The following is a 20,910-nucleotide window of genomic DNA, read 5'->3' on the forward strand; positions in this document are numbered from 1 at the left end:
AGATAAGAGGAGTCGATCATCAAATGAATTGGAAATTATTTTTTGCGAGTTTTGTGTTTCTATTTTTTTTAATTGGTTGCCAAAGTGACGAACGATCACCTTTAGAAGTGCGTTTATTTAATGTTGATAAAGATGCAGTCGGTACTGCCACCTTTAAGGAACAAGAAGATAAAGTTACCGTACGAATTAAAGTCGAAGCTATGGAACAAGGTTTACATGGCGTACATATACACGAGTATCCGAAATGTGAGGGGCCAGACTTTCAATCTGCTGGTAACCACTTCAATCCTGAAGGTAAAGAACATGGTCTTATGCATCCTGATGGTGCTCATTTAGGTGATATGCCAAATCTTGAAATAGAGGCAGATGGAACTGCTGATGTTGAATTCGAATTGCCTGGTGTAACATTAATGGATGGAGAGAAGTCTTTATTACGTGAAGATGGAACATCTATTGTCATTCATGCAGCTCAAGATGATGGTGTTTCACAACCAGCCGGTGATGCAGGTGAACGAATCGCATGTGGTATAATATCTCTTGATCAAGCAACACAAGAAGAAAAACCGACAGATCCAACAGAATCAAATGAAGAAGAAGAGTAACAAGCTGAATAGGAAAGCGATGCAAAGCATAAAAGGTTTTTTCTCGTTTTAACAGAGGAAAAACCTTTATTTTTTGCGTTTGAAAAAAAAAATTTATTAGTCTTAATAAGAATTGCTGCTGCATAAAAGAAGGATTATGCGACATAACCCTGGTGGTAATTATGACATGATGTGTGTGGGTAGTATCCGCTTCGGCTTGCCCACTTCCCTTTCCGTGGGGTTTTCCATTCAGCTAACTTTTCCAAGCAAAAACCGCATGGAAAAGTGGATCTTCATGGAAAACGATCCCACAGGAGTGGAAGGAGGCTACTGAAAAACATATTATGGAATTTTTTTCTCCCACTTAGACAGCTATAAATAAAGCTAAAGTGGTTTCAATTCCCCACTTTCATAGGATATTTAGCATGAAATTTGGGATTCCGTTCTCTTGGTGTGAAATATTGTGGACTTTTTCAGTGACCTCGAGTGGAAGTGGCCGCCTCGCTTAGTAGGACTCTACAACTATTGCAAATGCTAATAGTTTGGGTGGTTACAATTAGATATTAAATCAGCTTATATTGTAAACATTGATAATTAATATAATGATAAATTTATGGAAAATAGTGAATGCGCCAACATGATTATTCTTGCTATAGTTGTAGAGCATAAAAAAGCGTCGGCGTCGGCTTCCACTCCTGCGGGATGTTTTTATCCGAAGATCCACTTTTAAAGCGCACTTTGCTTAAAAAGTTAGCTTAGGAGAAAAACCCGCGGAAAGGGAAGCCGACAAGCCGAAGCGGTTGTTACGCAGTCCTTAAATCTCATAATTACCGTAAGAGTTATGTCGCATTGTCTTGCTTATACGCAATGGTCTAAGATTTAATGATGGGCGATTTTTTTTACTTTCATGCATGACCTGTGCTTTAATTGACAATGAAAATGCCCATTCAATTTATAGGTAAATTGAATGGGCGAAAATCATTAATCCAGTCTTACAACATATATTACAGCCTATCTAAGGCTTTGATTATTCGTTTTGTGCCTTCTTTAACACTTTCTAATGGACAGGCGATATTCATGCGCATAAAGCCATTTCCTTCTTCGCCAAAAGAGGCGCCGTCATTTAATCCAACTTTAGCTTCCTTTTGCAGAAAGTTTTTCAAGTCAGCCTGTGAAAGATTCAATGCTCTAAAATCAAGCCAAACCAAATAAGTACCTTCTGGTTGGAAAACTTTCACCTCATTACGGTTAGAAAAAGCGTTTGTTAGGTAATTTAGATTTTCTTTTAACTGCTCCATTAATCCATCTAACCAATCTCGTCCATCCTGGTATGCTGCTTCTAACGCAGTGATTCCCATGGTGTTTAGAATATGCATGCCTTGTTTGTGGAACGTTTTTTCCAATGCCTCACGTTTTTGTTTATTGCTAACAATAGCATAGGATACTTGAAGTCCAGCTAAGTTAAACGTTTTGGTTGGTGACATACATGTGATGATATTGTCGGCCATCTCCGGATCTATCTTTGCCACTGGCAAATGTTTATTAGGAGAAAATACAAGATCTGCATGGATTTCATCTGAAAGGATTAGCACATCGTACTGTTTACATAAAGCTACCATTTTTGCTAACTCATCTTTGGTCCACACTCTTCCGACTGGATTATGAGGATTACATAGTATAAAAGCTTTGACACCTTGTTTTAGTTTATTCTCGAAGTCCTCAAAATCGATTCTGTATGTATCTCCATCTAAGATTAGCTGGTTTTTTTCTAATTGTCGGTCATGATTTTTCACGATGTCATAAAAAGGAGGATAAACGGGTGTCTGGATTAATACTTTATCTCCAACCTCAGTAAATGTTTGGATTGCCATATATAAGGTTGCGATCACACCAGGACTGTATAGAATGGATGCACGATTGACTTCCCAATTATGTTTATAGGCTAACCACTCTGTTATCGTGTCTTGGAGGACTGTATCGGTAAATGTGTAACCAAAAACCCCGTGCTTAGCTCGCTCTGTAAGTGCTTGTGTAACAGCTGGTGGAGCTTCAAAATCCATATCAGCAACCCACATCGGTAATACGTCTTCATCTCCGTATAATGACTTTACAAGATCCCACTTAACAGCTCTTGTATTTCTTCTCTCTATTTGTTTATCAAATGAAAAATTCAATCTTTTCACTCCTTATAAGTCTCACTTCCTACCTATATCTAATCATATTGATCGCAAGAAAAAAAGTTTAATGCTTCACATTGATTACCATTTTTGCTATAGAATTTGGTGCCTCTTCTGGGATTAAATGCCCTATGTTATCGAGTAAAGACAAGGAAGAATTAGATAAAAAGCGTAATAATTCATAACCAATGGTAAAAGGAATAATTTCATCATTTTTACCCCATAGAATTGTGCAAGGTGTCTGGAGATTTCGTAATTCAGATTCAGACAAGTCGCCTTGATGGTCATTTAATATTTTTATTAAACAAGGATATATTTTTCTGTCTAAAAAAGGTTCTTTATATTGTTGGAGCATTTCATCTGTTATTAACTGATCATGATATATGGAATGACGTAACATTTCGTAGACACCTTTTCTTTTTAATAACTGGCGTGCAATTATAGGGGAAAACGGGTTATGGCAGATAAGACGGGAGAATACTTGAGATTTTCTCATAAAACTCGTCGGTGATAATAAAAATAAATGATGAAGTTGCTCTGGATATCGAAAGGCATAGCGTAAAGCGATTTGCCCTCCCATTGAGTGGCCGATAATAGATAGTTTATTTATGGCTAATGTATCTAATAGAAACGAAGTGATATCAACCATATGATCGTACGAATACAAACAAGTATGTGATTTTTCACTTTTTCCAAACGGTGGTAGGTCGATCGCGATTAATTGATAGTTTTTTTCTAATAATGGGATTAAGTGGCGAAAACAATAAGTAGAAGCTAAAAAACCATGTAGTAATAAAATAGTAGGTTTCGTTGGGTTTTTGAAAAGAAGATAATTTATATGATGGCCTTGATAAGTAACCGTCTGATTCATTATACTTACCTCACTTAGGAAAAAAATAAGCAAAGCGACTGATCGCTTTGCTATCCAGGGGGAATACGAGAAAGTCTTACATGTCTATATAATGCCCGAATTTTAAATTTTTAAACCTTTTTTATAAAAATCTTTTTTTGGCTTTCTTTTGCTATTTTTATTCTTAATATGCTAACATTATTTAATGTTCAAAGACTAATAAATTGGCAAGAAATTTACGAGGAGTTGGAAATATGTCTGAAGAATTTCATGTAGGAGATGTTGTGGAAGGTGTAATTACAGGTGTACAACCTTATGGTGCCTTTGTCTCAATTAGTGATGAGGTCCAAGGGTTGGTTCATATATCAGAAGTTAAAAATGGCTTTGTCAAAGATATATCAGACCATGTTCATGAAGGAGATAAAGTAAAAGTAAAGATTCTTGAAATTGATGACGAGCAGAATAAATATGCTTTATCAATACGTGCTTTGGAACCTGAAAGAACGGAAACTAGAAATGAAAATGCGATTTCTGAAAAAGAAGGCGAACATGGTTTTAACACCTTAAAAGATAAGTTAAAAGAATGGATCAAACAATCCGAGTAACACAAAAAACCAACAACTATTATTGTTGTTGGTTTTTTGGATTACTATTCATGTTTATTGGAATCAAAAAGAAAGGCAATACTGACAACACCGGCTATACCAACTATCGTATAGATAACTCTTGCGAATGCTCCTTCTTGACTACCACCACCGAAAAGGGTAGCAACTAAGTCAAATTGAAAAAGGCCTATTAACCCCCAATTGATCGCGCCAACGATGATAAGAACTAATGCTAATTTTTTCATTTATGGTTAACTCCTTTCTGTTAAAAAAAAATACCAAACAACTACTTATGGTCACAGCTTCTAAAATTAAAGATAAAATACTCAAAGGTTAGATATTGAATAATTTCCCATAATTTTATAAAAACCATAAGATTCTTTTCTATTTTGCGGTCTTTCTTGAAAAATATACAAAATAGCTATCGGTTATTTCTTAATATTTAGAAATTTTGCCTAAATTCAGAAAGTAATAAAAAATCTAATACCGCAATGCTTGATTTACATTGCAGGATTCGGTACATTTAAATAGTGATAAAAATTATTGGAGGTTACTAAAACATGACACATGTACGCTTTGATTATGAGAAAGCACTAACTTTTTTCGGTGAACATGAATTGGATTATTTAAAAGAACCGGTAAAATTAGCGCATGAAATGGTACATAACAAAACTGGTGCAGGAAATGACTTTTTAGGTTGGGTAGACCTTCCAACTGACTATGACAAAGAAGAGTTTGCACGTATTAAAAAGTCTGCTGAAAAAATCAAATCAGATTCGGATGTTCTTTTAGTAGTGGGTATTGGTGGTTCATACTTAGGAGCACGCGCAGCAATTGAAATGTTAAATCATTCTTTTTATAACGAATTATCTAAAGGTCAACGTGATACACCACAAGTATTCTTCGTTGGTAACAGCATAAGTGCTCCATATATTAATGATCTTTTTGATGTATTAAAGGATAAAGACGTATCAGTAAACGTTATTTCTAAAAGTGGGACAACAACAGAGCCTGCGATAGCATTCCGTATTTTCCGTAAGTTTCTAGAAGAAAAATATGGAGTTGATGAAGCAAAAGGACGTATTTATGCGACAACAGATAAAGCGAAAGGTGCCTTAAAAACGTTGGCGAATGAAGAAGGATATGAGAGCTTTGTCATTCCTGATGATGTTGGTGGGCGTTACTCTGTTCTTACTGCTGTAGGTTTATTGCCAATTGCCGTAAGTGGTGTAGATATTGATGAGATGATGCAAGGTGCACAAAAAGCACAGGTTGAATTAAGTGAAGCTGATCTTGCTAAAAACCCTGCATACCAATATGCAGCAGTAAGAAATGTTCTTTACAATAAAGGAAAAACGATTGAAATGTTAATTAATTATGAACCAGCACTTCAATATTTCTCTGAGTGGTGGAAACAACTTTATGGTGAAAGTGAAGGTAAAGATTTCAAGGGAATTTACCCATCTTCCGCCAATTTCTCGACAGACCTTCATTCACTTGGTCAGTATGTACAGGAAGGCCGTCGTGATATCTTTGAAACGGTCCTGCATGTAGAAGAGCCGAAATCAAATATCACGATTGAAAAAGAAGATCAGGATTTAGATGGTCTTAACTACTTAGCTGGTGAAACGCTAGACTTTGTAAATGAAAAAGCATTCCAGGGTACATTACTTGCGCATACAGATGGTGAAGTGCCAAACTTATTAGTACATTTACCGAAACTTGACGCATATACTTTCGGTTATGTTGTCTATTTCTTTGAAAAAGCATGTGCAATCAGTGGATACCTATTAGGTGTGAATCCATTTGATCAACCAGGTGTAGAAGCATATAAGAAAAATATGTTTGCACTATTAGGTAAGCCAGGATTTGAAGAAGAAAAAGCAAAATTAGAAAAACGTCTATAATAATGCCAAAACCTCTCATTTTATTTTGAAATGGGAGGTTTTTAATATCGGTGAAGTGATAAGTAGACACAAACTGCGAAGTTGTGACAATTTTGAAAATATGATGAATGCTAGGCAAAAGCTTCGTCCATTTACTTCGCTTTCCGCGGGCGTCACCTCAGCCTCCTCGGCAGAAAATCCCTGCCTGCGGGGTCTTCGGAAGACGCTTTTCCCGCTGGAGTCTACGTAAATGGACTACGCTTTAATAGTGTTCTTCAAATTCAGGAACCGCTAGAATATTGATATTCCAGTATATTTACTCGTACTTGAACAGATAACTAACAAAGCGGAGGAAAAATGCGACACTCCTGGGGGAACAGCACGAGCTGAAGATCCACTTGGTAAAGTGATTTTCTTTACCAAGTTAGCTTCAGCCGTGCCCCCGGAAAGGGAGTGTTTTTCCGTAGCGTTGGATTTGCGTTCAACTTGATACTTTTGTCAATCAGACACCAGTTGTTACTTCGCAGTTTAGTTTTACTATAAATATAACCTGGTTCACATAAAAGCAGTTTATTTTGGCATCCTAAATGAAAAAGGGGTGAATGCGTTGTTTGAATTAGATTCGACCATCGAAAATAAAGTGTTTTTTTATCGTGAAGTTAAGCGCATATTGGAGAAGGAAGGATATGCCTTAGGTGGAGCTTGGGAGTACGACCATGGATATTTCGACTATAAATTGGCAAATGATGATGGCTATCACTTTCTCCGAGTACCATTTCATTCTCTTAAAGGTGAAATTGAAAATGAGAATGCTGTGATTAAAATGGATAAGCCCTATATTTTAACACACCGTTATCAAGACGACGTAGATGCTTATGCAGAGAGTAGTGTTATTCAAGCTTCTTTTAATCAGTTTCAAACACCAGTAGAAAAAGATGCAGATATACCGACTTCATATATTGAAAAAGGAAAAATCGTTTTAGAGAATTTAGAAGTTTTGCTTGAGCAAATATAGCAGTAATGATAAAAAAGACAGAGAGCCACTTTGTCTTTTTTACTGTAGAAAAGCTGAAAATTCAACTCGTCGAAGTGAAAATTTTGAGTATTAAATCATGATGATTCATTCCTGCTCCATACCCTTCAGATAAATAAGTCTGTCTCCTTTTTGCATAAGCAATGAAAAAGATGGATGTAAAAGCATTTCTTCATCACGGATCAGACCAATTAACCATTTTTTTTCGTGTAAAAATTGTTTTGCACAATAATAAAAATCATGGTCTATCATTGGATCTTTAATAATACAAGAGCAGAATTGTTGTTCCTCCAATGTCTTTGCTATAATATCTGTAACCTGTACATCTTTTTGAAATAATGACTGGTAAAATAATGAACTCATGAAATTATTGGAGCGGAGAACAACATTGCTCCCTGCTCTAATTGCATTGATTCGTTGGACTTCTGTCAGAATTTCCGAAATAATATGTACACTTGAATGATTTCCGCGAGCAGCGATGATATTAAGAATGGTTTGCCGATCTGCTTCTTCCTCAGTTAAGGAAGGATCTGCTGTAATGACCACAAAATTCGCTTTTTCGATGTTCGCCTTTTTTAATGTCTCATCTGACGTAGGTTGTCCATGTATAAAATGTATGTGATGGTCTTGATAGGAGACCTTATTTAATGTATGGTCTATCAATACAGTATCTGTCTTAAAATGATGCTCTTTGAACATTTCAATTAATTGCTTGGTACGTTCATTCAACCCAATTAAGATGGTATGGTTGGAACCTTTATATGATACTTTACCATCTGTTAAATCCTTTTCATGTTTAATCGTGCCAGCAGATAGAGTAGCCATATAGAAGGTAACTAAACCACCACCGGCAAGGATTAACAATATTCCTATTAACTTACCTAAAAAGCTTAAGGGTACATAATCACCGTATCCTACAGTCGATCCTGTGACAAAGGACCACCAGACGCCATCAAAAATCGTTGGAAAATGACTTGGCTCAATAATATGTATTAAATAACCAAATAATAGCATTAAGAGACAAACGCTAAATAGTAATCGAACGATAATAGGAAGATGGAAATAAAATTGGATCCATTTATTCCAAAGCATGTCATCACCTTTTTTGTTTTAGTGTTCACAATATACAAATGCTTATTCAATTTTTTTATAGGAGTGATTTTAATGGAAAAAGAATTTTTACAAGAATTATTACATACCCCATCACCATCTAGCATGGAGATGGCAATTCAGAAGAAGTGGATGAAATATGTTGCACCTTATGCCGATGAAATCCGTACCGATCATGCTGGAAATGTGATTGCAGTGCTAAATGAGAAGGCAGACTTTCATTTGCTCTTAGCAGGTCATTGTGATGAAGTCGCTTTTGTAGTTAACCGGATCGATGATCAAGGGTTTGTATATGTAGAAAAAATGGGAGGCATTAATCCTAAGTCCGCGATTGGAATGAAAGTGGAGATCTTAGGGTCTGAAAAAAATGTAAATGGTGTTATTGGAGTGAATGCGCAACATCATGGTGGTTTAAAAGGTGATTTTGATGTAGAAGATCTATTTATCGATTGTGGAGCCACTTCTAAAGAAGAATTGGAACGAAATATTCAGATAGGAGATCTTGTGGTGTACAGGCGTAACTCAGAAATATTAAACGATCGTTATATTTCTGGAAGAGGCCTCGATAACCGTACGGGTGCTTTTATTGTTGCAGAAGTGATCAAGCGATTAAAGGATCAAAAACTCAATATCGGAATTTACGGAGTCAGTACAGTAAATGAGGAAACGAACATGGGTGGTGCCTATTTTGCAGCAGCTGGATTGAAACCAGATGCTGCATTAGCATTAGACGTGACATTTGCTACAGATTATCCTTCTGTAGATAAACGTAAACACGGTGATATCCGACTAGATGGAGGACCTGTTCTAGCAAAAGGTGCACCAATAAACCGAAAGTTGAATCAGTTATTAGAAAAATCAGCGAAAAAATTAGAAATGAACGTACAATATGAATTAACGCCAAGACATACCGGAACAGATGCCGACAAAATGCGTCTGACTGGCAACGGTGTACCTGTCAGTTTAGTGTCCTTACCACTAAGGTATATGCATTCTCCAGTTGAAACAGCAAGTTTAAAAGATATCGAAGAAGAAATTGAACTGTTAGTGGAAATGATCACAAACATGAGTGGAACGGAAACCTTAAATCCATTAGAAGATTAAATTAAAGGTTGACATAATATGTTAAAAACCATACGATAATTTGTGGTGGATCTTTTTGGACCGCCTAAAAAATATATGTTGTATTGGGAGGCTAACATATTGAAGTCATCCTTGACCCAAACGAATAATTTGTATCGTTTAATAGTTATTTCCATTATGGGAACCATTTCGGTCTTATTAATGTTTTTGAATTTTCCATTACCATTTCCATTTATACCGGCATATCTACGAATAGATGTCAGCGATATACCTGCACTTATTGCCGGAACTATGTTTTCTCCTGTTGCCGGTGTTTTGGTAGTAGCTATAAAGAATATTCTTTATTTACTTTTGACAGCAATATCCGATCCGATTGGAGCATTGGCGAATTTCTTTGCTGGTATGTTTTATATTGTTCCGGTAAGCTTTCTTTATTTAAAACATGGCACAATGAAAAGTGTTTTAAATGGAATAGTACTTGGTACGATCTTTATGACACTTGGCTTAAGTATTTTGAATTATTTTCTATTCATCCCAGCTTACAGTTGGTTTATGGGATGGGAAGAAATGTCTGAGAGTGTGAAGCTAAGCACAGTATTAGTGGGGATTTTACCTTTTAACCTTATCAAAGGTGTAATAGTGGGAATTGTTTTTGCTATTATATTCACTAAATTACAAAAATGGATAAAGAAGCAATAGAAAAAATACTTAGACATAAAGGTTGTTCTTAACTTAAAAAGCGAATAATGCAATATGCATTTTTAAGGATTATGCGACACTAATGTAGTGGTGATTATGAGGTATTATATGTGCTTAGCAATCGCTCCGGCTTGTTCGTTTCCCTTTCCGCGGGTTTTTCTCCTCAGCTAACTTTGGTAAGCAAAGACCACTTACCAAAGTGGATCTTCGGATAAAAACTTCCCGCAGGAGTGGAAACGGACGCCTGCGCTTTTTAATACTCTGCAACTGAATCGAGAATAATCATGTTGGCGTATTCACTATTTTCTATCAATTTATCATTAGATTAATTATTGTTATCAATATAAGCTGGTTTATTGTCTAATTGTAATATTCCAAAATATCAGCATTTGCAATAGTTGTAGAGTCCCTCTAAGCTGGAGCGGTTGTTACGCAGTTATTATCTCTCCATAGATTATTTCATAGCTCTAATACGCATAAAATCCAAACGATTATTCGAATAGCTTTTGAAATCGTTTGGATTTTCTAGTTAAAAAAATATTTTGTCTCAACCTCTGTGATAAGTGAAGTGATTACTCTAAGTTTTTGTTTGTGCTGACAATACCTAGCGTGCATCGTGATATAGCGATTAATTGTTTGTTTTTATCAACTATATTGATATTCCATACCATTGTTTTTTTCCCAATATGAATTGGTGTTGCTTGTGCAGTTATAGTGCCATCTTTTTTACCTTTCAGATGATTACAGTTAATTTCAATCCCTACAATTGCTTGTGAAGAAGGGTTGACATATTGCATACCACCAATACTTGCAGCGGTTTCTGCTAACGAAACAGTTGCTCCACCGTGCAAAAAACCCATCGGCTGTTTTACCGATCCTGTAATTGGCATTTCAACTGTTACTAGTTCTTTTGATTGTTTTGTTATGTTCATCTGTAATGCTTCCATTAATGTTTGATGTGTCATGTCTATTTCCTCCTAAGTCTTCTCTTAATTTATAAAGACAATGGAAAAAGGATTTGCAACAAGAGAGAGAAACCTATTAATCCACCATAGAATGTATTCGTCTTAGCCGTTGCCGCCATTGCCGGGATCATTCCAACATTTGTGGTATTTGCTTGAAACGTTTTAACTGCTTCTCTAGCTTTAGAGATACTAAGTAAACTAATAATACTGTAAATAGGTAATAGTCCAGCGATAATAAAAGCAGCCGTTAAGGCATAACTTGTTAACATTAAACTGGATAATAATATAATCGCTTTGTTTCGACCAACTAAAATAGCAATCGTTTTACGCCCGTTTTCCTTATCTCCATCAAGATCCCGAATATTATTTGACAGTAAAATACATCCAATTAAAATGGCAATCGGAATAGAGATGACAAGTACCTGCCATGTGATAGCGAAGGTTTGGATATAGTAACTAATTCCAATAATGACCGTTCCCATTAAAAGACCAGAAAAAACTTCTCCAAACGGTGTATAGGCAATTGGAAGAGGTCCGCCCGTGTATAAATAACCGATTAACATACATGCAAGTCCAATGACTGCGATCCACCAACTTGAAATGATACAGATGTAGATACCAAATAGAGCTGCTATTCCATAAAAGGTAAATGCTAACCTTTTGACGACAATTGGTTTTATACCGTCTCTAACAATGGTGCCACCTATGCCTACCGAATTTTCGTTATCTAAGCCTCTTACAAAATCATAATACTCATTAAACATATTTGTTGCCGCTTGAATAAGTATAGCTGCAATTAACATCGCAATAAATACAAAAGGACGAAAAGTTCCATCTAAAATGGCAAGCATCGTTCCAACGAACACAGGAATAAATGAAGCAGTTAGTGTATGTGGTCTTAATAGTCTCCACCATATATGAAATCCCGGTTTCTCATTTAAGTGGTTTGCGTTTGAATCTGATTTATTTCCCATATGTAAATAATCTCCTTGAAAAAAAGTAAGTAACATTATAAGTTTAGTGAATACTTAAATATGTGTCAATCTATTGTTTGAAACATTATTCAGCACCAAAGTTAAGTTTTTTGTTATACTAATAAAGGGTATATAACTAGTAGCATAAGTTATAACCTTTTAAAATATAACAAATTATACTATAATGAATAGCGTTTATGATAAATGCCCTATTATATTGGAGGGTTACCAATGATTGAAACAAAGGATTTAGATATAGATGGTGTGTTGCAAGCAGCACAGAAGCAATCAATAGGCAAGGCTGCACCAACCTTTGTAAGTATTACGGAACAAATAGCATGGATCGATCCAATCCAATTTTTTCAGGCTGGTAAAGGACTGCAAGAGAATAGAATGTTTTGGTCAAGTGCAGATCAATCTACACAATTTGTTGGTATTGGAGATGCTGTGCTTTTACAAAATCAAGACGGCTCTTATCACCAATTAACCAATGAATGGCAACAAGTGTTGAAAAATAGTTGGGTGGATAATCCATACGATAACTATAAAACAGGTCCGATTGCATTTGGGGGCTTTCCTTTTGACTCGGATGAAAAAGTCAACGAACTATGGAAAGGTTTTGAGGGAAGTCAATTTCGTGTGCCAACTTTTTTGTTGACGGTGGAATATGATCGTGCATTCTTAACAACAACGGTCTATGTCAATGAGGAAAGTAACATCGATGAACTGTCAGCAGATCTAGTTACTAAAAGAAACCAGTTGATTCATGCCCCGAAGCCGATATTTGAGAAAAATGCAATTGTATTAAAACATGAAGTGGATCCTGTGCAGTGGAGAGAGTTAGTTGTCAAAGCCACGGACACGATTGAAAGAGAAGATGTCGATAAAATTGTATTAGCAAGAGAACTTCAAATCGAATTTGATGAAATATGTGATATTGGACAAGTTTTGAACACTTTAAAAAGTACACAAGAGCATAGTTTTGTTTTTGCATGGGAAAAAGATGATGTTTGTTTTGTAGGAGCTACACCGGAAAGACTAGTGAAAGTAGATAATCAACAATTATTTTCGACTTGTTTGGCGGGTACTTCGCCAAGAGGAAAGTCTTTGAAAGAAGATAATTGGTATGGTCAACAATTACTTAACGATCAAAAGAATAGGGAAGAGCACCAGTTTGTCGTCGACATGATAAAAAATGCGGTACATTCATGTGCTAAGTATGTAGAAATTCCTGATCAACCAACATTATATCGATTGAAAAATCTGCAACACTTATACACCCCTGTAAAAGCAGAGCTAAAAAAAGGATATACGTTATTAGATGTTGTTGAGAAATTACATCCAACACCTGCTTTATGTGGTTTTCCGCGTGAAAGTTCATTAGCATTTATCCGAAAGTTTGAGTTGTTGGAACGTGGTTGGTATGGTGCACCTATCGGTTGGTTTGATCAACATTTTAATGGTGAATTTGCAGTGGCTATTCGCTCGGCATTAATTGATCAGGATAAAGCTTCCTTGTTCGCTGGCTGTGGTGTAGTGAAGGGGTCTGATCCTGAAATCGAATACCAAGAAACAAACATAAAGTTTACACCTATGCTGCAGGCGCTTGGAGGATCAATATGAGTCATATTACATCTTTAACAAAGTATGTCGGTAATTTTGTTGATCAGCTTTACCAAAGTGGGGTGCGGCATGTTGTAGTTTCACCTGGCTCACGATCGACACCTCTTGCATTAACATTTGCTGAATATGGAGCATTTAAATTATGGGTAGATATTGACGAACGTTCGGCAGGATTTTTTGGTTTAGGAATTGCGAAAGAAACCAAACAAGCAGTCGTACTGGTATGTTCATCTGGTACGGCTGCCGCTAATTATTTTCCAGCTATTATTGAAGCTTACTATAGCAGAATTCCTTTAATTGTTTTAACTGCCGACCGCCCTCATGAGTTACGTGATGTGGGTGCTCCACAAGCGATTGATCAAATCAAGATCTATGGTAATTATGTTAAATGGTTTCAAGAAATGGCGTTGCCGGAAGCAACCGAAAACATGTTACAATACGCAAGAAATCATGGCGACCGTGCAGTACAACAATCATTATTTCCTATAAAAGGACCAGTCCACCTTAATTTTCCATTTCGTGAACCACTGATACCTGATTTTACGGAAAATGATGTGTGGGGAGCAACTTCTCAAGAAGTAACTCATTTTCACACTAGAAAATCTCAGTTAGATCAGACTACAATAGCTGCGATTCAGAATAAAATAGGTGAATCTAGGCGGGGATTAATTGTTTGTGGACCGCATGACGATCCGAAACTAGCAGAGTCCATTCTGCAATTGGCTAAAGCTTGGCAGATGCCTATTCTTGCTGATCCATTATCCTACTTAAGGGATGTAAAAAACGAAGATTTCCTTATAGAAAGTTATGACAGTATCTTGAAATCAAAGCAAGTGCGTGAACGACTTAATGTGGACATTGTTATTCGATTTGGAGCAATGCCTGTATCCAAAGCTTTTTTGCAACTAGTACAGGAAAAAAACATTTTGCAGTTTATTATTGATGAAGAAATTAGCTATCGTAATCCATCTATCAAAGGGGCAGACTATATTGATGGTCACCCACAAGAGATTGCCAGACAACTAGCGCAACTTTCGGTTTCAATGGATTCAAGCTGGTTATCCTTATGGCAATCCTTAAATAAACAGACAAAAGAAATATTAGCTCGAGATCACCAGCTATTAACAGAAGGAACGGCTGTACAAGGGATTCAATCATCCATTCCAAAAGAGAGTACGCTTTTTGTAGGTAATAGCATGCCAATTCGTGACGTAGATACCTTCTGGTTTGCTAGTGATAAAGAAATAACGATATATGCTAATCGTGGTGCAAATGGAATCGATGGTATTTTATCTACTGCTATAGGTACAGCGGTCACGGGAAAACATGTCACGCTATTAGTGGGGGACATTTCTTTCTTACATAGTATGAACGGTCTATTATTGACCAAAAACTATTCGTTTAACCTTACAATTGTCTTAATTAACAATCAAGGTGGTGGCATCTTTTCCTTTTTACCGCAAGCACAAGCGGAAAATGTTCATTATGAAATGTTATTTGGAACGCCCCAACATATTTCAATGGAAAAGGCGGCAGCTTTATACGATATCGACTACCATGCTGTCGAAGATTGGCAACAATATCTTAGCGCTTTAAACATAAGTTATATGAAAGGCGGCGTATCTCTGATAGAGGTACAGACGATTCGCGATGAAAATGTCAATTGGCATCGAACAAAATGGCAAGAAATAGAAAAGAATTCGTTATCTGTTTTGGAGGAAAATAGCGATGCTCGTCAAGACTAGAAATAACGAGTACTGGGTGGAACGTTATGGGAAAGGAAAGCCGATTGTTTTTTTACATGGTTTTACCGGCTCCACCCAGACATGGCAGTCGATCATTTCGTTTTTTCCGAAAAATGAATGTATTTTGATTGATCTGCCTGGTCATGGGCAGACAAAAGCAAGTGTGAAGTCAATGGAAGATTGTTGTGCTGATCTTAAAATGCTTTTAGCTCATTTACAATTAGATGAAATAGATTTAGTCGGGTACTCAATGGGAGGTAGGACAGCACTTTCTTTTGCTTGTTACTATCCAGAAATCATTCGCACTTTAATTTTAGAAAGTGCTTCTCCAGGATTAAAAGCCAAGCAAGATCTACATGAACGACAGGAAAAAGACGCACAATTAGCTGATTTTATTTTACATCATACAATAGAGGACTTCGTTGATAAATGGGAGAATATCCCCTTATTTGATTCACAAAAGCAACTCCCTTTTGAAAAACGTTTGGCTATTAGAGAAGAACGATTAAATCAGGATAAAAGAGGTTTATCCGCTTCATTACAAGTAATGGGGACTGGTGTTATGCCTTCTTTGTGGAATAAGCTCTCCGATTTAACTTTACCTGTGTTATTAATCGTCGGTGAGTGGGATCAAAAGTTTGTCACGATCAATCAAAAGATCAATCAATCCCTGCCAAATAGCAAATTGGTAGTGATCGAAGAAGCTGGACATGCAATTCATGTGGAACAATCAAAAATTTTTGGTACAATAGTAGAAGACTTTATTATGACGCAAACTTCCAGATAAGTTTCGTCGTGGATAGCAGAAGTTTTAATACTTAGATTGATGGAAGTCTCAATCGATAAATAAGAGGAGGACAAACGATGACAGTAGAATGGGTAAGTGAACGTAGCTACGAAGATGTGTTATATGAAACATATAATGGTATTGCAAAAATAACGATTAACCGTCCAGAGGTGCGAAATGCTTTTCGTCCGCAGACGGTAAATGAACTAATCGACGCTTTTACATATGCGCGTGATGATTCCAAAATTGGTGTGATCGTGCTAGCTGGAGCAGGAGAAAAAGCTTTCTGTTCAGGTGGAGATCAAAAAGTACGTGGTCATGGTGGTTATGTTGGAGAAGATGAAATTCCGCGTCTAAATGTTTTAGACTTACAGCGTTTAATTAGGGTAATTCCTAAACCCGTTGTCGCCATGGTTTCAGGCTATGCAATTGGTGGCGGACATGTACTGCACGTTGTATGTGATTTAACGATTGCAGCAGATAATGCTATTTTTGGCCAAACAGGACCTAAAGTAGGAAGCTTTGATGCTGGTTATGGTGCTGGATTACTAGCTCGAATCGTAGGACATAAGAAAGCTCGTGAAATTTGGTATTTATGCCGTCAATATAATGCCCAAGAAGCGTTAGATATGGGCTTAGTAAACACGGTGGTTCCGCTAGACAAACTAGAGGAAGAGACGGTGCAATGGTGTGAGGAAATGTTAGAAAAATCGCCAACAGCGCTACGTTTCTTGAAAGCTTCGTTTAATGCTGATACAGATGGATTAGCAGGCTTACAACAAATGGGTGGAGATGCTACATTGCTTTATTATACAACAGATGAAGCAAAAGAAGGTCGCGATGCGTTTAAAGAAAAACGTAAGCCAGACTTTAAAAAATTCCCACGTTTCCCTTAATATACGATTAGCGAAATCCAAACGATTATCAGGATAGACTATGAAATCGTTTGGATTTTCATGTGTATTAGCATGATTGTGCGACGTAACTCTAGTGGTAATTTTGAAATGGTGGTTGTGTTTAGTAACCGCTCCGGCTTGTCGGCTTCCCTTTCCGCGGGTTTTTCTCCTCAGCTAACTTTTTAAGCAAAGTGCGCTTAAAAAGTGGATCTTCGGATAAAAACATCCCGCAGGAGTGGAAGCCGACGCCTGCGCTTATCAATGCTTTACAACTAAAGTAAGAATAAAAATGTTGGCTTTATTCCCTATTGATCATAAATGACTTCTAGAATTACTTATCATTATTAGCAATTTAAGCTTATATTTGTAACAATCCAAAATCCTAGCATTTGCAATAGTTGTAGAATTCCTTTGAGCGGAGGCGGCCACTTCCACTCCTGTGGGATTGTTTTCCATGAAGATCCACTTTTCCATGCGGTTTTTGCTTGGAAAAGTTAGCTGAATGGAAAACCCCATGGAAAGGGAAGAGGGCAAGCCGTAGCGGTTTTTAGCTGTTCCAAATTATCAAAATGACTACCAAAGTTATGTCGCATAATCCTTTAATTGCGCAATAATACATATTACATCATTCGTGTTAGAATCTAAATAATAGTTATGTCCCAGTCTCTTTACTAGTATCCATCGTGGAGGTGTGTTATGGAACATTGGTTAAATAAGAGGGCAGTCCTATCGCCTAATCAGATTGCAATTGAAACGGAAGATCATTCTGTGACTTTTCTTCAGTTGCAACAAAAATCACAACAATTTGCTCGTCAGTTAAATAACCTTAAGCCAAATGGTCATATTGCGATTTTATCCGACAATTCGATCGATATGGTGGTTGCCTTTTGGGCGTGTACATATATACATACACCTGTTGTGTTTCTAAATACGAGATTGTCTATAGCAGAATGGCAACAACAATGTAACGATGCAGATGTCGGTCTTATTCTTACATCATCTCGTTATTTGGAAAAAGCTAAACATCTTCATGTGTCACTGGAATCCTTTTTCGCAATAAAAAAATTAACTATAAGTGAGGATCCACTCGTAGATGAAATAGATATGGAAAAAGTTTGCTCGATGATGTTTACTTCGGGAACTACTGGCAGAGCAAAGGCTGTTCAGCATACCTTTGACAATCATTGGTCAAGTGCTGTTGCATCTTCTCTGAATCTTGGATTGTTCCCTGAGGATAAATGGTTGGCTTCTTTGCCGTTATTTCATATTGGCGGACTATCGATTTTAATAAAAAGTGTAATTTATGGCATGCCGATATATTTGCTAGAAAAATTTGATGCAGAACAGGCACACAAAGCAATTATGGAAGATCAAGTTACGATCATATCAGTAGTTGCAGTAACATGTTCACGCTTATTAGAAAGAATGGGTACCGAATCCTATCCAGATTCATTTCGTTGTATGTTATTGGGCGGTGGACCAGCTCCAAAACCATTATTAGAACAGGCTAAAGTGAAGCAGGTACCTATTGTTCAAACCTATGGCATGACCGAAACCTGTTCACAAATCGCTACATTGAATGAAAAAGATGCTTTGCGAAAGTTAGGTTCTGCAGGAAAGCCACTTTTCACTGCGTCATTAAAAATTATCGATGAAAAAGGAGAATGTATTCCTAATCAAATCGGAGAAATACTGGCGAAGGGGCCAATGGTTTCACCAGGTTATTATCAACATAAGAAACAAAGTAATGAATGGTTGCGAACAGGGGATTTAGGTTATTTCGATGAAGAGGGTTTTCTTTATGTTGTTGATCGTCGCAGTGATTTAATTATTTCTGGTGGAGAGAATATCTATCCTGCTGAAATCGAAGAAGTTCTTTTGACTGTGGACGGCGTCATGGAGGCAGGAGTGACAGCGCAGGAAGATAGGGAGTGGGGACAAGTGCCAGTAGCGTATATAGTAAAAAATGATAAACAAATAACCACGGATCATATAAAAGATTATTGTAAAGAACGCTTGGCAAATTTTAAAGTTCCTAAACAAATTCACTTTCGCGATCAGCTTCCTAGAAATGCTACCAATAAATTACAACGACATAAACTAAAATAGGGCAAAAAATTCTTGACGAATGACTTTTTCTTTTCGTGAAATCGAGCAGGTCGCCAAGTAAAAAAATTGTCTTATTTATTCTAGTTCAAACCAGAAAATAGCTTACCCATTTGGTCAGAATAGGGGGGGCTATTTTTTTGCTTTTAAAATAGCGCCAACGACAGCAATTAGTGCGATGAGTCTTCGTAACCACATAAGTTAAGGGATTGTAAAGGTGGTAGGTGGTAGTTTTGCGCGACAATTATAAAGAGATAGTTTTTCATTAGCTTTTTTTATTTCTATTTTATGGTAAAATATGTATTAGGAGGTTAAGCAAACTGAACTGAAGCTTAGTTCTAACAGGTGTGTTTCCTATCATTTAAAAAAGGGACTGAATATTTTGAAGGTGAAATTTTGTCACATAAGTTATTTTTTTGCGCTTATTGTCCTTTCTTTCATGTCTTTTTTTATAATCTTTGGCGCGGGATTCGCTGGAAAAATTAACCTGTTTATTTTGGTTATTCCTTTTGTTTTAAGTACGCTATGGCTTAGTGATTACACTTGGCGTTTTCTAAGTTTGAAATCGGATGCAGATAAGATACAGTTAATTTATCCTGCTAAAAATTGGACGTTTATCAGTATATTTCTTTCTGGTATTTTGATAGTATATAGTCTATTTCTAACAACTTTGGTCCCTACCCCAATAAAAGATGTTCCACCATATATGTTTTTGGGAACATCTGCTATGTTGCTTTTGATGTGGTATGGGCTTCTATATAGATATACAAAAAACAAAATAGATAAAATCCAGTTGGTGTTGGGTTCGATTCTTATCGTAGTTTCTTCGGTGTACACCTACAAAATCTGTGAATTTTATGCGATGCAATTTTTTTAATGAAAAGGATTTAGTTCTATTTACATATATAGAAAAACGTTGTAGTTTGAACAAAACTAGGTAAATAAAACAAAATAGAATATTATTACGTTACTAAAAGCAGGGGTGATTGCGTGTTAGTATATGTTCCAGTTGCAATAGGGTTTGGAATTGGCATTGTCATATTATTTTTAACCAAATGGCTTAAGAATGCACATACTTCTTTTTCAAAAATTCCTTCATTGATTGGTTTTATCGCTTTTGTAGTATTAATGGTAGTAGCTATTTATGTTGTTAGAGGTTTTGAAGGTGCTGCATATATTTATTTAGCTGTCACAATCTTACTTTTTTCTATTGTTTCCTTTGCTAAGTCTGTTTGAAAATAGATACATTCTGCAATTACAAAGAAATCTCACATTTAGGGAGCTTTCTTCACAATTTAGTGGAAAACAACTTTTGATAGTAATTTTTCAACTTATTTAACACAAGGAGGTTACTTGAATGCTATTTATTTATATTCTGTTTGGTTTTTTTCTAGGGTTAAATATTCTTTTCTATAGCTATGTGAAAATTAATAAATCAAAGTTTCTTTTCATACCACCCATAATTGTTTTTTTGTTAGCGATACTTTTTACCGGTTATGGCTTGTGGTTTACCAGTAACGGTTGGGAAGGAATGACATATGGAATTATAAGCTTTGGTATTCTGCTTTCTTCTATTATAGGAACGGCTTTAGTCCCCGTTTTATTCAGATATAATATTGATTCACTCGGTAAAAGGATAAAAAGGTATACTATGATAGTTTTAGGTGTATGTTTCATTGTCTGTTTCCTATTTGTATGGTTCCCTGAGTCATTATATAGTGCAGATAGCTATTGCACACACTATATTGCTTAGCGTGTGTTTGAAGCGGAGAAAAATGTTATGTTCCAGT

General features: G+C 36.4%; 19 protein-coding genes. 13 read left to right on the plus strand and 6 right to left on the minus strand.

All coding sequences use genetic code 11. The features are described 5' to 3' along the window. Positions 1-23 precede the first annotated feature (23 nt). Entirely contained in the window at positions 24-602 is a 579-nt protein-coding gene (locus BN3107_RS06790; protein WP_058306857.1) for a superoxide dismutase family protein, read from the plus strand. Positions 603-1,585: 983 nt separating this feature from the next. Here the strand turns inward: BN3107_RS06790 and BN3107_RS06795 are convergent. Both BN3107_RS06795 and BN3107_RS06800 read right to left on the minus strand, forming a co-directional pair. Beyond that, positions 1,586-2,755 carry a MalY/PatB family protein gene (locus BN3107_RS06795; RefSeq protein ID WP_058306858.1) on the minus strand — a complete coding sequence of 390 codons (1,170 nt, stop codon included), beginning with the start codon at positions 2,753-2,755 and terminating at the stop codon, positions 1,586-1,588. 67 nt (positions 2,756-2,822) lie between these two features. Next, complete coding sequence (locus BN3107_RS06800; RefSeq protein WP_058306859.1) at positions 2,823-3,629, minus strand: alpha/beta fold hydrolase; 807 nt, start codon at positions 3,627-3,629, stop codon at positions 2,823-2,825. Between the two features lie 233 nt (positions 3,630-3,862). Here BN3107_RS06800 and yugI point away from each other — a divergent pair, with 233 nt between their 5' ends. Further along, entirely contained in the window at positions 3,863-4,213 is a 351-nt protein-coding gene (gene yugI / locus BN3107_RS06805) for a S1 domain-containing post-transcriptional regulator GSP13 (protein WP_058306860.1), read from the plus strand. Between the two features lie 44 nt (positions 4,214-4,257). Here the strand turns inward: yugI and BN3107_RS06810 are convergent, their stop codons facing one another. Continuing rightward, positions 4,258-4,458: a DUF378 domain-containing protein gene (locus tag BN3107_RS06810; protein ID WP_058306861.1), complete on the minus strand. Its 201-nt coding sequence runs from the start codon at positions 4,456-4,458 to the stop codon at positions 4,258-4,260. Between the two features lie 315 nt (positions 4,459-4,773). Between BN3107_RS06810 and BN3107_RS06815 the strand changes: the two genes are divergently transcribed. Together BN3107_RS06815 and BN3107_RS06820 are read left to right on the plus strand one after the other, a co-directional pair. Beyond that, complete coding sequence (locus tag BN3107_RS06815) at positions 4,774-6,120, plus strand: glucose-6-phosphate isomerase (RefSeq protein ID WP_058306862.1); 1,347 nt, start codon at positions 4,774-4,776, stop codon at positions 6,118-6,120. Between the two features lie 586 nt (positions 6,121-6,706). After that, a complete protein-coding gene (locus BN3107_RS06820; RefSeq protein ID WP_058306863.1) occupies positions 6,707-7,114 on the plus strand; it encodes a YugN family protein in 408 nt (135 codons plus the stop codon). 105 nt (positions 7,115-7,219) lie between these two features. Here BN3107_RS06820 and BN3107_RS06825 read toward each other — a convergent pair whose 3' ends face one another. Further along, positions 7,220-8,224, minus strand: a complete 1,005-nt coding sequence (locus tag BN3107_RS06825) for a potassium channel family protein (RefSeq protein ID WP_058306864.1) — start codon at positions 8,222-8,224, stop codon at positions 7,220-7,222. Positions 8,225-8,296: 72 nt separating this feature from the next. On the opposite strand from BN3107_RS06825, the gene BN3107_RS06830 reads away from it, so the two are divergent. After that, positions 8,297-9,346: a M20/M25/M40 family metallo-hydrolase gene (locus BN3107_RS06830; RefSeq protein WP_058306865.1), complete on the plus strand. Its 1,050-nt coding sequence runs from the start codon at positions 8,297-8,299 to the stop codon at positions 9,344-9,346. A 99-nt stretch (positions 9,347-9,445) separates the two neighbouring features. Continuing rightward, complete coding sequence (locus BN3107_RS06835) at positions 9,446-10,024, plus strand: ECF transporter S component (RefSeq protein ID WP_231735265.1); 579 nt, start codon at positions 9,446-9,448, stop codon at positions 10,022-10,024. Between the two features lie 572 nt (positions 10,025-10,596). Here BN3107_RS06835 and BN3107_RS06840 read toward each other — a convergent pair. Together BN3107_RS06840 and BN3107_RS06845 are read right to left on the minus strand one after the other, a co-directional pair. Beyond that, complete coding sequence (locus BN3107_RS06840) at positions 10,597-10,989, minus strand: PaaI family thioesterase (RefSeq protein WP_058306866.1); 393 nt, start codon at positions 10,987-10,989, stop codon at positions 10,597-10,599. A 29-nt stretch (positions 10,990-11,018) separates the two neighbouring features. Then, positions 11,019-11,963: a 1,4-dihydroxy-2-naphthoate polyprenyltransferase gene (locus tag BN3107_RS06845; RefSeq protein WP_058306867.1), complete on the minus strand. Its 945-nt coding sequence runs from the start codon at positions 11,961-11,963 to the stop codon at positions 11,019-11,021. Positions 11,964-12,194: 231 nt separating this feature from the next. Between BN3107_RS06845 and BN3107_RS06850 the strand changes: the two genes are divergently transcribed. The 7 genes from BN3107_RS06850 to BN3107_RS06885 all read left to right on the plus strand — a co-directional run bounded on the left by BN3107_RS06850 (position 12,195) and on the right by BN3107_RS06885 (position 20,873). Further along, positions 12,195-13,586, plus strand: coding sequence for an isochorismate synthase (locus tag BN3107_RS06850; RefSeq protein WP_058306868.1), 1,392 nt, complete (start codon positions 12,195-12,197; stop codon positions 13,584-13,586). Further along, positions 13,583-15,331 carry a 2-succinyl-5-enolpyruvyl-6-hydroxy-3-cyclohexene-1-carboxylic-acid synthase gene (gene menD, locus BN3107_RS06855; RefSeq protein WP_058306869.1) on the plus strand — a complete coding sequence of 583 codons (1,749 nt, stop codon included), beginning with the start codon at positions 13,583-13,585 and terminating at the stop codon, positions 15,329-15,331. Before BN3107_RS06850 ends, menD begins: the two co-directional genes overlap by 4 nt. Beyond that, positions 15,315-16,118 carry a 2-succinyl-6-hydroxy-2,4-cyclohexadiene-1-carboxylate synthase gene (gene menH / locus BN3107_RS06860; protein ID WP_058306870.1) on the plus strand — a complete coding sequence of 268 codons (804 nt, stop codon included), beginning with the start codon at positions 15,315-15,317 and terminating at the stop codon, positions 16,116-16,118. Before menD ends, menH begins: the two co-directional genes overlap by 17 nt. 77 nt (positions 16,119-16,195) lie before the next feature. Continuing rightward, complete coding sequence (gene menB, locus BN3107_RS06865) at positions 16,196-17,014, plus strand: 1,4-dihydroxy-2-naphthoyl-CoA synthase (protein ID WP_058306871.1); 819 nt, start codon at positions 16,196-16,198, stop codon at positions 17,012-17,014. A 696-nt stretch (positions 17,015-17,710) separates the two neighbouring features. Continuing rightward, complete coding sequence (locus BN3107_RS06870; RefSeq protein ID WP_058306872.1) at positions 17,711-19,123, plus strand: o-succinylbenzoate--CoA ligase; 1,413 nt, start codon at positions 17,711-17,713, stop codon at positions 19,121-19,123. A 987-nt stretch (positions 19,124-20,110) separates the two neighbouring features. After that, positions 20,111-20,356, plus strand: a complete 246-nt coding sequence (locus BN3107_RS06880) for a hypothetical protein (protein WP_058306874.1) — start codon at positions 20,111-20,113, stop codon at positions 20,354-20,356. Positions 20,357-20,477: 121 nt separating this feature from the next. Continuing rightward, positions 20,478-20,873, plus strand: coding sequence for a hypothetical protein (locus BN3107_RS06885; protein WP_058306875.1), 396 nt, complete (start codon positions 20,478-20,480; stop codon positions 20,871-20,873). The last annotated feature ends 37 nt before the right edge of the window (positions 20,874-20,910 follow it).

It is taken from the genome of Gracilibacillus massiliensis (assembly GCF_001458115.1).
Taxonomy (GTDB): Bacteria; Bacillota; Bacilli; order Bacillales; family Amphibacillaceae; genus Gracilibacillus; species Gracilibacillus massiliensis.